Source organism: Ignavibacteria bacterium, assembly GCA_036262055.1.
In the GTDB taxonomy this organism is placed as follows: domain Bacteria; phylum Bacteroidota; class Ignavibacteria; order Tepidaquicellales; family Tepidaquicellaceae; genus DATAJP01.
In genome coordinates this window covers 16,690-31,131 of record DATAJP010000002.1, presented here as the reverse complement: position 1 = coordinate 31,131, position 14,442 = coordinate 16,690, and the positions used below count along the sequence as shown (strand labels likewise).

The window sequence follows — 14,442 nt, the reverse complement described above, 5'->3', positions numbered from 1 at the left end:
TCAGAATGAAATTTAGATAAACATATAATTTAATAAATGCCAAATACAAGCAAAGGAATAGCAACTGCTGAAGGTAGTCTTAAATTAAATATTAATAAAATGTTTAAAGACGGTTGTTTTCAGTCGGGAATTAATTATGGAAATGTATCTTGGACTAATGGAAGTAGTATAGGATATAACACTTGCTTTAAAGAAACTGAGAAATATATAAGACTTAATTATACGATTACTGATTACTACGGTAATAAAATAAAGAAAGATTATTCAATTAATTTATGCGGATTAGATTCAAATTTAGGTAAAGGAATAGTTTATTATTTTGTGTGTCCGGTTACATATAGATTATGTAGAATATTATATAAAGCATACGGAAGTGAAATTTTTAAATCTCGTTTTGCATACAGAAACAGGATTTATTATAATTGCCAAACAGTAAGTAAAAGGGACTATGCGCTTCAAAGATATTTTGACTTAAAAGCAAGATTTGACAAGTTAGTCGAGAATAATATACGAGAAAACTATAAGGGAAAGAAAACAAGGTCATTAAAACGATTAGAGAATTTGAAAAATAAAGTAGAATATTTTGATTATAAGAGAATGTTACTTTTTGAAGAAACAGTTAATAAATTTAGAAATAAATATAAAGATTAATGGAAAAAGAAGATTATAAAAAATCATTAAATCTTAAAACTCTCAACGATTTAAGGAAATATGTATTAAATAATTGGTTAAAAATTGCTGAATCTGATAAAATTGAACATAAAATTATTGCTTTAAAAGAATTGGGAAAATATAGTTTTACTCCATCTAATTCTTTTAGCGCAGGGTATGAAAGAATTTTTAATAATGAAAATTGAAGTGAATCCGGACACCTAAAAAGTTTTTTTTAGCCCTTAAAGGAATTTTGCAAGGTCTATAAAAAGAATGTATGATTGCAAAATTAATTTTTTTCCGTTCATAAAGAACTTTAATAAATATTCGACTGCAACCGTATTTAACGATTAAATACGGTAAATATTTAGTAGTTCCTTAAAAGCTTATGTCTTCTTATAAAAAGCGCAGGAATGATAATTTATACTTCATAATAATAATTTTTTACTCACCCAAAGAAATTTTTTAACATCAAAATAAATTCGAAAACTTGAAAGCGGAATGAATACGGAAACACTTTATTTTAATTATCCAGAAAATTTGTTTTAAACTTTCATTCAGATATACGAATTTTGCGTTTAAAAGCCCCTACAAGCCCATTGAATAACCAACCTTATAAGATTATGGTGAAATCTGTTAGAAACTGTAAAAAATGTAACTTTTTGTAACATTAGGTTCAATATGAAAACCTACAATAACCAACATTTGTCATATTCATTAACGCCTCCATTTATTAGCGTTGTTTTAAATTGAAAATAGGAAGATTTCGATATAAATTATTAAATAATCTTTCAACATTTTAAATAATAAATTTATACATAGGGATAAGATTTAATATTTTTTATAAAATAATTTTTTTAACGGTATTTCCCTAAAAAATAAAATGACAACCTCAGATATAATAAAGAAATTAATAATTGCTTTTAAGAACAAAAATGAAGATGATTTTTATAAATTAACTTCAGAATATATAGAGCTTGAGGAAAAAAAGAACCATAGAGTATTAGCAAGTGAAATTAAAGAAATTATTTCAAAAGGAAATTTTAATAATAATGGTAAAGGTACTCATTATAAATCAATAATACCAATTCCAAGAGATTCTGAAAAAGGTTTTCCATTATTAGAAATTAAGAAATATGATAATTTTTGGGAACAATTGATAATTAAAGATGATACATTGGAATCTTTAAAAAATATTGAAAATGAATTTAATCAAAGAGAAATTTTATATACTTATAACTTAAAATATAAAAATAAAATACTTTTTTGTGGACAACCCGGCACAGGTAAAACATTTACTGCTCAAATATTATCTACAGAATTACACTTACCATTGATATATGTTAGATTTGATTCAATTGTTTCCTCATATTTAGGTGAAACTGCTACGAATTTGAGAAAGGTTTTTGATTATATATCAAACGATATATTTATTGTATTATTTGATGAATTTGACATTATAGGGAAAAACAGAGATGACCATTATGAACATGGTGAAATAAAAAGAGTTGTAAATAATTTTTTGCAAATGATTGATAATTTTAGTGGAGAAAGCATAATCATAGCTTCAACCAACCATCAACATATATTAGACCCTGCATTATGGAGAAGATTTGATGATGTAATTTATTTTGATTTACCGGATAAAGAGTTAAGATTAAAACAAATTGAGTTATTTTTAAAGCCTATAAAAAAAGAAAAAATTAATTTTGATTTCTATGTTAATAAAACAGAAGGACTTTCTCCTTCTGATATAAAGCTTATGTGTATAGAAGCTATGAAGTATTCAATTTTAAACAATAGTAAAGAACTAACAAATCAAGACTTAAAACATTCATTGAAAAAAATAATGAATAGAAAAAAAATTAAGTTAGGAAATTTTAAAAAGTAATGGCACAATATGAGCATTTAAAGTTTCTACCACTTCTGCCGGAAAACCAACGTAAAAAAAGAATTATAAAAAAAGGATTTTCGCCTTATCCCTTTCCACAAGATAGGGATAAACAAGAATTTTTGATTGAAAATATTGAAAGTTCAAATTCAATTATACATTCCTATGAGGATTTAAAATCTAAATATAAAGATAAAATAAACCCAAATCTAATATTTAAATTAATAATTAATCATAAAATTGATTACAATCTTTTCAAACAAGAATTAAATAAAATGGGAATTAATGTTTTAAATATTACCGATAACGAAAAAGGTTATTGGATAGTATTTAGTGATGATGAAAGTCTTTATCAGTTTAATTCAAGATTGGAAAAATATTCAGAAGGTTCTTATTCATTCTTCAATGTAATAGATTCATTAGAAGATATTAACGCTGAAGATAAAATCGGTGAATTTTTAAAAAATAAACCAATTGAAAAAAATGAAAGTGCATATTTGAATATTGAATTATGGAGAATGGAAGATGAAAAAATTGACAGATTTTTAACTCAAATTCAAGAAACATTTAAAGAGAAAGAATTTAAACTATTAGATTCATTAATTACAAACTCCTTTGTCTTAATAAGAGTAAAATTAAGTTTGGAAGTTTTTAAGGAGATATTAAATTTTAAAGAAGTTGCAAAAATTGATAGACCATTTATTAAAGAATTTAATCCAATACAAAATAAAACTATTGATATAAATGATATTGAAGTAAAAGTACCTGAAGAGGACGCATGTGGTATTCTTATTATTGATTCTGGAATAATTTCTAATCATCCATTACTTCAAAATGCAATTAAGCATGAAGAAAATTTTCAAGATGGTGAAATAGAGACACATGATACAGTAGGACATGGTACGGCTGTGAGTGGTAATTGTCTCTATGGTGATATCGATAAATGCATTGATGATAAAGTTTTTTCAGCAAGTAATTATTTATTTTCTGCAAAGATAATGTACGCAGAGAAAATGGGAAATGTAATCATGAATGTGTCTTATAGTCAAGATAAATTGTTTGAAAATCAATTTTTAGATATTGTTAATTCTTTTTTAATAAAAGATGAATATAAAATTAAAGTTGTTAATATTTCAATAGGGAATACTTATGAAGTTTGGAATGGAAATTTAAAGAAACAATTTCCATTAGCATCATTAATTGATGAAATCTCATTAAGATTCCCTAATGTTATTTTTGTTGTTTCAGCAGGAAACTCAGACCCATTAACGTATTTTGATTCTTTAAGTGATATTATTGATAATTATCCAGATTATTTATACGACAATTCTGATTTCAAAATCATTAATCCAGCGACATCATCTCTTTCATTAACTGTAGGTTCTTTAGCTCCAACACCAAAAATATTGAATAGAAATGATGGAGATATTTGGCATCCAATTGCGAATGAAAAAGAACCATCACCTTTTACCAGAACAGGCGAAGGAATTAATAAAGCTATTAAGCCTGAATTGGTAGAGTTTGGAGGAAATATAATTTGTAATGAAATAGCAGGTAACATCACTGTTAATATTGGTTCTAAATTAACAGTATTGTCAAATGAAATTAGTTCAGAATTATTTAGATTCGATTCTGGTACAAGTTTTTCTGCGCCTAAAATATCAAATACTATTGGTAAAGTAGGAAATCATTTTTTAAATTCTTCATCTAATTTTATTAAAAATATTATATTACAATCTGCAAATGATAAATTTGACTTAAATTTTAAAGGTTCGGAAACAGAAATTAAAAAGAAAAAATTATTTACTATTGGATATGGACTTCCAAATTATGAGGATGCTGTTTTTTCTACAAATAATAAAGTTGTACTTTATGATGAAAATGAAATCGGATTGGATAAGGTTCTATGTTATAGTTTAAATTTACCTGAAATATTTAATAATACTAATGGGAATAAAAGAATTTCTATTGTTTTAACCTTTAATCCAATAACACGGGCAACGAGAGGAGATTCTTATTTTGGTAATGTAATGGAATTTAGATTATTTAATGGTATAGAATCAGATATAGTTTTAAAAAATAATTCAGTAATTGAAAATATTGATGATGAAACCGAAGAGATAATTTCAAGTACTTCGGCTTTGAAATTAGAACCTACGTCAAATGTTAGAAGTTGTACTTGTCATCAAAAAGGTACAAAAACATTTCCAAGAAAAAAAATACTAAATCCTTTAACGCTAATACTGTTTAATAAAAATAAATGGATTACAGATGAAAATTACAAACAAAAATTTTGTATTTCTTTAATGATAGAACATGAAGCTGAAATTGATTTATATTCTGAAATAAGAAATGAAGTTCAAGTGAGAACAAGAATAAGATAATAATTATTTATTATTTACAAAAAGAAATGTTATATATAAATCTAATAAAGTATATCCCAATGAATTAAAACCCATTTTAAATCGGTATGATTGAATTGAAGTTCGCAAAGGAAGTTTTGTTCTGCACATTTTAAAGTATAATATGAAAATTTGTTCTCGCCTTTCATTTCTTTCCAATAAGAAATTTGTTCACTGACTTTATAAACCGTATTACCAAATTTAAACTTTAATATTTTTATTTTAGTATCAAAGTAAGCAACAACTTTAACAGGTTCATTTTCCGGTTTATACATTGTTTGGTTTCTCCTCGTATTTATTCAATCCTATACGGATTGCATTTTCACCGTAACGCTCTTTAATTTTATCTATAGCTAAAAATGGAAGATTTTTATAATGCTCAAACATATCGTAATTATATGTTTCATTATCGGTTTGCAAATCATACACACAAGCTCCGACTTGCCGGACTGCGCAGGTAGGATTTTTGATAATTCTATGATAAAGAACTAAAGCATATTTTAATAATAATCTTTCATCATTTGTGTATAATGATAAATTCGACATTTCAACATCATACATAAGATTGTCATATCGTAAAACAATTAATAAACCTTTCGCAGTTAATTTCTTTGACCTTAATTTTCTGCATAAATATTCAATGCTTCTGCGGATTTCTGCAATGATTTCAGGTTCATACGCAGTTGCGTTGTCTCGACTGTGCTGGGTCATTAGACTTTTTTCGTGTCCTCTCATTTCCAAAGCGTGAAAAATTTCAGTTGTATCTTCTCCACGTGCCATCCGGTAATAACAAATACCATTAATGCCAAATTCTTTTCTTAATGTATATTCACTCGCATTCGCTAAATCTCCGATAGTATTTATCTTATAACCATTCAATCGTTTCTTAATTCTATTTCCAATGCCCCAAATTTTTTCAGCAGGTAAATCATACAAAATTTTTTCTTTATTCTCGTGTGTTATTAAAGTTAATCCGTTTGGTTTTTGCAGTTTGGTAGCAATCTTTGAATATGTTTTATTATAACTTAATCCAATTGAAGTAGTGAGATTTTCCATATTCCATATTTCCTGCTTAATCGTTATTGCTAAATCTAATGCTTGTTTCCAAGTCTTACAAACAGGGCTTAAATCCACGAAACACTCATCTATGCTGTATTGCTCAAGGCATTCCGGAGGAACGAAATTATAAATCATTTTCTTAATCTTATTCAGGATTGCTTCATACTTTTGACCGTAGCAATTTATTAAAATAAGTTCAGGGCATTTCATACGGGCTTCTAATACACTCATAGCTATATCTATGCCCAATGCTCTCGCTTCATAATTTGTAGTCATTACTATGCCCTTATAAGTGCTATCAGAAACGCTAATAACACCTACGGGCTTTCCTTTGTATTTAGGATTGTCCCTTGTTTCAACCTGACAATAAAAGCAGTCTAAATCAAAATGAATGAAAAATCGGTCTTTATGTTCTTTTAAAGCCAAGTTAAAGTATTTAAGACAAGGGAATGAATACAAGGGCATCATACGGACACGCTTATAGGTTTGATGAACTAAATCATTTTCACGTGGGACAAAATATGATGAGCTTAAATCTTGCATATCCTTAATAATTTATGGTATAATATAATGAATAATTAAATACATAAATGATAAATTTTATCCCTTTATCATTTATGGTATTTTGCTAATTTCTCTAAAATAAAAAAGTTAATAAATGTGTGGAAGATTTGAAAATTTAATCAGCACTGAAGCACTTGTAAAAAGTTTCAGACTATACAGACAATTGCAATTAATTAATGCAATAAAGGATAAATTTCCTAAACAATATGATGTAAGACCTACAAATGATATAATGATTATCAAAAAATCGGGAGATGAATATGTAATTGATACAATGAGATGGGGCTTTAAATTAAAAGTAAATCCTGCAATGATGAATAGTAAAGTTGAGGAAATTATAAAGGGCAGAGCGGCGGACTATTGGCAAAAGCTATTAGATGAAAACCCTTGTTTAATTGTTATGAATAGATTTTTTGAGTGGAAAGAAGAAAAACAACCTGCGTTTACACCTACGGGAAGAAAGACTACAAAAAAAGTAAAACAACCATACGAGTTTAAATTTAAAGACAAAGATATTTTCTTTTGCGCAGGTTATTATAGGCGTGAATCAGATGGGACATATTCCTGCACGTTAATAACAACTTCCGGCAATTCAGTAACAAGAAACATTCATCCAAAAGACCGTATGCCTGTGATATTGGATTATCAAACCGGAATAGATTTTTTAAACGGAAGTATTGAGGATAAAATTGAGTTTTGTTTGCCATATCCGGATGAAATGACATTAACACAACCCTGCGAAATACCAACTTCAGAGCAATGATATTTACACTTTATTTACACCTTTTAAAAAATTTACATTCCTTAATACCTTATTTATAATATACTTAGAAATTCACTTCACATTCTGCATCGGGAAGTAGTTCACAATTATTCAAAAATTTATTGAAATCCGCAGCAAAAATTAGTTTTTATAAATTAATTTTTTCAAAAACTAATAAGATTTTTTAATTTTTTACCACTGTTTTACTACCAAAAGCTATAAATTCTTTACAGTAACAAATAATGGTAACAAAAATGAATGTTAATTTCCCAATTTAAGTTCAAAATATACTAAATTATTAGTCTTCTTTATAAATTTTATATCCTTAATTTTTGTAAAACCATTTGTTATATATGATTTTATTAGTAGATGACGAAGTTAATATAAGAATTCTTCTTGAGAAGATTTTAAAGCTTGAGGGATTTGAAGTTGTTTCAGTTGAAAACGCGACTGACGGATTAAAAAAATTAAAGAATAAATATTACCCACTCGTTATTGCCGATGTAAAACTTCCCGATGTAAACGGCATCAAGCTAACAAAACAAATCAAAGAAGAATATCCCGATACCGAAGTGATTGTGATTTCCGCTTTCGGTTCAATTGAAGATGGGGTTGAAGCAATGAAGAATGGCGCATTTGATTATATAACTAAGGGAGATAACGAGGATAAAATAATTGCAACAGTCAAGAAAGCACTTGAGAAACATGAATTAAGAACTGAAATAAAAAATCTTCGTAGTAAAATAGAAGCGAAAGCTTCTTTCAATAATATTATAGGTAAGTCAAAAGAAATTTCGGAGGCAATTGAGCTTGCAAAAAAAGTTGCTCCCACTGATACGACTGTTTTAATTTTAGGTGAAACCGGAACAGGAAAAGAATTATTTGCTGAGGCAATACATTATGCAAGTAAACGTAAAGATAAATCTTTTGTAACGATTAATTGTAGCGCAATTCCAAAAGATTTACAGGAATCTGAATTGTTTGGTTATAAGAAAGGTGCGTTCACCGGAGCACTACAGGATAAGAAAGGATATTTTGAAGAAACAAACGGAGGAACGATTTTTCTTGATGAGATTGGAGACATGAGTTATGAAACGCAGGCAAAGTTATTGCGTGTAATTGAAAACGGAACATATAACCGTGTCGGAGACTCGCAGCAGAGGCATATTGATGTCAGGATAATTGCAGCGACAAATAAAGATTTGCTCCATGAATCCGAAAGAAATAATTTCAGAAATGATTTATACTATAGAATTTCACCTTTTGTCATTTATCTGCCGCCTTTGCGGGAAAGAATTGACGACCTTGAATTACTAATAAAATATTTTCTTACTTATTATTCAATGAAGCTTTCAAAAGAAGTTTCACATATTGAACCTTCTGCAAAAGATGTTTTACTGAAATATCAATGGAAAGGAAATATACGAGAACTTAAAAATGTAATTGAACGTGCCGTTATATTAACTTCTGATAATACAATAAAAAAAGAAAGCTTGCCAAATGAAGTTTTAGAATACAAATTAAATCCATCCGATATTACTGAATTAACCGATAAAAACCTCACTCTCGAAGAACTTGAAAAAATTCATATTAAAAAAGTTCTTGAAGATTCCTCACACAATAAAACTATTGCCGTTAAACGTCTTGGCATTGGTACAGCAACTCTCTACCGAAAGCTCAAAGAATACGGTTTAGAATAATCTCATTTCCATTTTTACACATCATTTTAAATTCTCATTTTGAGAATTTTCTCATTTTGACATAAGTTAATTTCTTCTAAACTTCATATTAACATGATGTTGGTTATTGGCACGTCTATTGGAATAATATATTATAAAAACTTTTTATGGAAATAATAATCTCACTAATTCTCGGATTCATTTTGTTTGCAGTGCTTTTTAAGCTGATAGATTTAACCGATAAAATTTAGATAAGAGGAGAAACATAATTTTAAAATGAAAACTACAAAATTTATTTTAGGTTTTTTTATGTTCATTTTTTTAACTACTAAAACAAATGCGCAATTTATAGATGCCGGTAACTTGAAAATTTCAGGTAATGTCGAAGCATATTATGAAAAAGATAATGACATTAATCAGGCAGTCAGCAAATTTAGCGGGACGGCACCATTTACTGATGAATCTCGTCTTGACGTTGCATCATTAACAATCAAGTATGATGATGCAAAAAAATTAAGAGGAATTTTTACTGTGCAATTTGGTGATATTCCCGATTATAACTGGGCTCCTTATGAAAAAAGATTTATTCAGGAAGCAAACGTTGGGTTTTCACCTGCTGAAAATTTATGGATAGACGGTGGATTTTTTTTAACTCATATAGGTGCAGAAAGCGCAATTCCTAAATCTAATTATTTGACTTCAATAGCACTTCCGACTTATTTCGAACCGTTTTATCAAAGCGGCTTAAAAGTATCCTATATTTTTTCAGATAAAGTTAATGCAGCGTTATTTGTTTTGAACGGATATAATCAACTGGATGATAATAATAAAAATAAATCATTCGGATTGCAGATTGGAATAACTCCAAACAGCCAAACTGCTATTACTTACAATAATATTTTAGGTAATGAACAGCCACCTGGATCAGTCTCAAAAATAAGATTTTATAATAATCTTGTATTCAAATATATATTTAACAATAAATTTGAAATATTAACAGGGATAGATTTTGCAATTCAGGGAAAAAGCAAGATTTCCGATTCGACTGCTTCAGCAAGCTTATTCGGTGCGCTGCTTTCAATGAAATATACTATTAATAAAAATTTCAGTGCAACTATCAGAGGTGATTATTTCAGCGATCCTGATGGAGTTTTATCAGGTTTATTCCTGAATACAAACGGAGCATTGGTAGGATTCAAAGGCACAGGTGTAACCGCGGGAATAGAATACAGACCCGTTGGTTACGGTTATGTCAGATTGGAATCACGCTATTTAATGATGGGAGATGATGTAAAAATATTCGATAACGGAAACAAAGATTACAAAATAGAAGGTATCTTTACTTTAGGTGCTGAATTTTAATTAAATAAATTTTTAAATAAACAAATGAACATCTTATTTATAATTCTTTTTCTTGGCTTGGTTGCCGCATTATCAATCCCTATAAGAAAGTACCTTATATGGGGTGCTAATAAAAATAACCCAAAACCATTAATGGTTTTGTTTTTAACCGTAGCAATTTTAATGTCAGCATTTTTCAAAATGCTCGATGTATTGGAAATAATTTAAACATAAAACAATGTTAATACTATTTATAATATCAATTTTAGTATTCTTTTACTTAATGTATGCTCTTTTAAGAGCTGAAAAATTTTAATCAATTTTTAATCATGGATATATTATTCATCATAATTTTTCTTTTATTACTGATTGGGTTAGCAATTCCATTCGGAAGATATATATCAAAAGTTTATAAGGGAGAAAAAACATTTCTTGATTTTTTGCTAAATCCATTAGATAATCTTCTCTATAAAGTTTCCGGCATAGATTCAAAAAAAGAAATGGATTGGAGAGATAATTTAAAAGCTTTCCTGACCATTAACCTTATCTGGTTTATCTGGGGAATGATAGTTTTGTTAACACAAACATGGCAGCCGTTCTGGAATCCGGATGGAATGCAGAACATTGAGCCGTATCTTGCCTTTAATACTGTTATCAGTTTTGTAACAAACACAAATCTTCAGCATTATTCGGGTGAAGTTTCATTATCATATTTCACACAAACAATGTTAATCGGATTTTTGCAGTTTGTATCTGCCGGCATAGGTATGGCGGTACTTGCAGTAATGTTCAGAGCATTTGCAAGTAAGTCAACAAACTTGACCGGAAACGTTTATTTTTATTTTGTGCGTTCATGCACAAGAATTTTACTGCCTATAGCATTTATCGGAGCAATATTTGTAATGCTCAACGGTACTCCCGCAACATTTGAAGGAGCTAAGCAAATTATAACGTTGCAGGGTGATACGGTATCTGTTGCTAAGGGTCCCGTTGCTTCGGTTGTTTCAATTAAGCAGCTCGGAACAAACGGGGGAGGATATTTCGGAATAAATTCCTCACATCCGTTTGAAAATCCGAATGCATTGACTAACTGGCTGGAAAACTTTTTTATTCTGATAATTCCGATGGCTATGGTTTTTGCTTTTGGTTTTTATTGCAATATGAAAAAGTTTGCTTATGTGATATTTGCGGTAATGCTCATTGGCTACCTGGCATTTTTAATTCCAACTGTATCGTATGAAAGCGCAGGAAACCAACTAGTGTCGAATATGGGCGTTGTTCAACCGCAGGGAAATATGGAAGGAAAAGAAGTGCGTTTTGGCGGAACGCTTGGCGCATTATGGGGCATTTCCACAACCTGTACATCGAACGGTTCGGTGAATGCAATGCATGATAGCTTTATGCCGCTTTCAGGAATGTTCCTTATGCTTGGCATGATGGTTAACGCTTTCTTCGGCGGTGTTGGTGTGGGATTTATAAATATGTTCATCTTTATTGTGATAACGGTATTTATAGGAGGACTTATGATAGGGCGAACGCCTGAATTGTTTGGTAAAAAAATTGAAGCGCGTGAAGTAAAACTTGCAATTATGATTGCAGTCCTGCATCCGCTTTTGATTTTAACCGGAACGGCAATAGCGTCATACGTCGCGGCGCATAATGCAGATATCGACTGGCTGAATAATCCATCGTACCATGGCTTTTCGGAAATGCTTTATGAGTTTACATCTGCATCCGCAAATAACGGTTCAGGATTCGAAGGACTTGGAGATAATACACCATTCTGGAATATTTCAACTGGGGTGGTAATGCTTCTTGCAAGATTTATTCCTATAATATTTCCGTTAGCAATCGCGGGTTTTATGGCACAGAAAAGATATATACCTGCATCCACAGGAACGTTAAGGGTTGACACTGCTGTATTCGGAATAACATTGTTTGCAGTAATTATAATAATAGCAGCACTAACATTTGCCCCGGCATTAATATCAGGACCGGTAGCGGAATTTTTAACATTCTTTTAAAAAGTTAATTGTATGACATCAGAAATTAAAACATTAAGAAATAAATCAGTCTTCGATAAGGAATATATCAGCGAAGCATTGAAGTTAGCTTTCATCAAGCTTGACCCGAAGCAGATGGTAAAAAATCCGGTTATGTTCACGGTTGAAATCGGAACAGTTGTAATGCTTATTCTGACAATATTGATTGCATTAAATCCGCAAATGCTGGAAGCGCAGGGAAGCATTGGTTATAATTTATTAATAACATTAATACTATTTGTTACTGTATTGTTTGCAAATTTTGCGGAAGGACTTGCCGAAGCAAGAGGCAAAGCACAGGCAATGTCTCTAAGAAAAACACGTGAAGAAACCATTGCAAATTATCTGTTAGATGACGGAAGCTTCAGACAAGTTCCTTCATCGGCATTGAGAAAAGGTGATATATTTGTAGTACGTACAGGTGAAATAATTCCAATGGATGGTGAAATCATTGAAGGTATTGCAACCATTGATGAATCGGCAATTACTGGTGAATCTGCTCCGGTTATACGTGAAGCAGGCGGTGACAGATCGGGAGTTACAGGCGGAACGAAAGTTTTATCAGATGAAATAAAAGTTAGAGTTATCATCGAACAGGGAGAATCATTTCTTGATAAAATGATTACGCTTGTCGAGGGCGCAAAACGCCAGAAAACACCGAATGAAATTGCACTGGTAATTTTACTTGCAGGATTTACGATTGCATTTTTAATCGTAACCGTTACGCTTGTTCCATTCGGTTTATACAACAATGCAAATATTTCAATTGCGGCGCTTGTGTCTTTGTTTGTTTGCTTAATTCCAACAACAATCGGAGGGTTGCTTTCCGCAATAGGTATTGCAGGAATGATTAGAGCTTTGAAAGCTAATGTTATTTCCAAATCAGGCAAGTCGGTTGAAACTGCGGGAGATTTAGACACAATTCTTTTGGATAAAACAGGCACGATTACAATAGGCAACAGAAAAGCTACAAACTTTTATAAAGTTTCTGATATTCCTAACGAGGAATTTATTTCTGCTTGTGCATTGAGTTCAGCTTCAGATGAAACCCCTGAAGGAAAATCCATCGTTGAGCTGACACAACAAAAGGGATATAAAATCCCTTTGAAAGAAGATATTAAAAATATAATTAATTTTTCTGCACAGACAAGAATGAGCGGAGTTGATTTGAATAACGGCAAGCAAATTAGAAAAGGTGCAATCGATGTTATGAGAGATTTGATAAGTAATTCAGGAAACTCAATTCCTCCCGAGCTTATGAGAATCGTAAAAGACATTGCTGAAAACGGAGGAACACCTTTAGCAGTTGCAATTGACGGTAAAGCTGACGGAGTAATTCAGCTTGAAGACATAATTAAGACAGGTATTCAGGAAAGATTTGAACGTCTGAAAAAAATGGGAGTGAAAACCGTTATGGTTACAGGTGATAATCCTTTAACTGCAAAGTTTATTGCGAACAAAGCAGGTGTGGATGACTTCATTGCTGAAGCAACTCCTGAAGATAAATTGAGATACATTCAGAAAGAACAAAATGGCGGGAAACTTGTTGCCATGATGGGTGACGGCACAAACGATGCTCCGGCGCTTGCGCAGGCAGATGTCGGTGTTGCTATGAACTCGGGAACGCAAGCAGCAAAAGAAGCCGGCAACATGGTTGATTTGGATAATGACCCGACAAAATTAATTGAAGTAGTTGAAATCGGAAAACAATTGCTTATGACACGAGGAAGTTTGACAACGTTTTCAATTGCAAACGACGTCGCAAAATATTTTGCAATCATTCCTGCGTTATTTGTCGTTGCTATTCCCGGAATGCAGGCACTTAACATAATGGGTTTGCAAAGTCCGCAGTCTGCAATTTTATCTGCTGTGATTTTTAATGCGATAATAATTCCTTTGTTGATTCCTTTGGCATTAAAAGGAATTAAGTACAGACCAATCGGAGCTGAGAAACTGCTTGGCAGAAATTTATTTATTTACGGACTTGGTGGTATAATTGCCCCGTTCATTGGTATAAAAATCATAGATATTTTAATAAATTTATTTTAAA

General features: G+C 30.6%; 12 protein-coding genes. 10 read left to right on the top strand and 2 right to left on the bottom strand.

The window, feature by feature from the left end:
- Nucleotides 1-36: 36 nt before the first annotated feature.
- The 4 genes from VHP32_01850 (at nucleotide 37) to VHP32_01835 (ending at nucleotide 4,926) form a co-directional block, all read left to right on the top strand.
- A complete protein-coding gene (locus tag VHP32_01850) occupies nucleotides 37-651 on the top strand; it encodes a hypothetical protein (GenBank protein ID HEX2786619.1) in 615 nt (204 codons plus the stop codon).
- Complete coding sequence (locus VHP32_01845; GenBank protein ID HEX2786618.1) at nucleotides 651-857, top strand: hypothetical protein; 207 nt, start codon at nucleotides 651-653, stop codon at nucleotides 855-857. Before VHP32_01850 ends, VHP32_01845 begins: the two co-directional genes overlap by 1 nt.
- A 677-nt stretch (nucleotides 858-1,534) precedes the next feature.
- The gene (locus tag VHP32_01840; GenBank protein HEX2786617.1) at nucleotides 1,535-2,542 is read left to right on the top strand and encodes an ATP-binding protein; all 1,008 of its coding nucleotides are present in this window, start codon (nucleotides 1,535-1,537) and stop codon (nucleotides 2,540-2,542) included.
- Nucleotides 2,542-4,926, top strand: a complete 2,385-nt coding sequence (locus VHP32_01835) for a S8 family peptidase (protein HEX2786616.1) — start codon at nucleotides 2,542-2,544, stop codon at nucleotides 4,924-4,926. The genes VHP32_01840 and VHP32_01835 overlap by 1 nt, the downstream gene beginning before the upstream one ends.
- A gap of 41 nt (nucleotides 4,927-4,967) precedes the next feature.
- Here VHP32_01835 and VHP32_01830 read toward each other — a convergent pair whose 3' ends face one another.
- A complete protein-coding gene (locus VHP32_01830; GenBank protein HEX2786615.1) occupies nucleotides 4,968-5,219 on the bottom strand; it encodes a hypothetical protein in 252 nt (83 codons plus the stop codon).
- A complete protein-coding gene (locus tag VHP32_01825; GenBank protein HEX2786614.1) occupies nucleotides 5,212-6,546 on the bottom strand; it encodes a DNA polymerase IV in 1,335 nt (444 codons plus the stop codon). Before VHP32_01825 ends, VHP32_01830 begins: the two co-directional genes overlap by 8 nt.
- Before the next feature lie 115 nt (nucleotides 6,547-6,661).
- Here VHP32_01825 and VHP32_01820 point away from each other — a divergent pair, with 115 nt between their 5' ends.
- From VHP32_01820 to kdpB, 6 genes are all read left to right on the top strand, one after another.
- Nucleotides 6,662-7,330, top strand: coding sequence for an SOS response-associated peptidase family protein (locus VHP32_01820; GenBank protein ID HEX2786613.1), 669 nt, complete (start codon nucleotides 6,662-6,664; stop codon nucleotides 7,328-7,330).
- Nucleotides 7,331-7,683: 353 nt separating this feature from the next.
- Nucleotides 7,684-9,030, top strand: coding sequence for a sigma-54 dependent transcriptional regulator (locus tag VHP32_01815; GenBank protein HEX2786612.1), 1,347 nt, complete (start codon nucleotides 7,684-7,686; stop codon nucleotides 9,028-9,030).
- 255 nt (nucleotides 9,031-9,285) lie between these two features.
- Nucleotides 9,286-10,371, top strand: coding sequence for an outer membrane beta-barrel protein (locus VHP32_01810; GenBank protein ID HEX2786611.1), 1,086 nt, complete (start codon nucleotides 9,286-9,288; stop codon nucleotides 10,369-10,371).
- Between the two features lie 24 nt (nucleotides 10,372-10,395).
- Nucleotides 10,396-10,578 (top strand): hypothetical protein, encoded by a 183-nt coding sequence (locus VHP32_01805; protein ID HEX2786610.1) that lies wholly within the window; start codon nucleotides 10,396-10,398, stop codon nucleotides 10,576-10,578.
- A 101-nt stretch (nucleotides 10,579-10,679) separates the two neighbouring features.
- Nucleotides 10,680-12,374 carry a potassium-transporting ATPase subunit KdpA gene (gene kdpA, locus VHP32_01800; GenBank protein HEX2786609.1) on the top strand — a complete coding sequence of 565 codons (1,695 nt, stop codon included), beginning with the start codon at nucleotides 10,680-10,682 and terminating at the stop codon, nucleotides 12,372-12,374.
- A gap of 24 nt (nucleotides 12,375-12,398) precedes the next feature.
- Nucleotides 12,399-14,441, top strand: a complete 2,043-nt coding sequence (kdpB, locus tag VHP32_01795; protein ID HEX2786608.1) for a potassium-transporting ATPase subunit KdpB — start codon at nucleotides 12,399-12,401, stop codon at nucleotides 14,439-14,441.
- Nucleotide 14,442 lies beyond the last annotated feature (1 nt).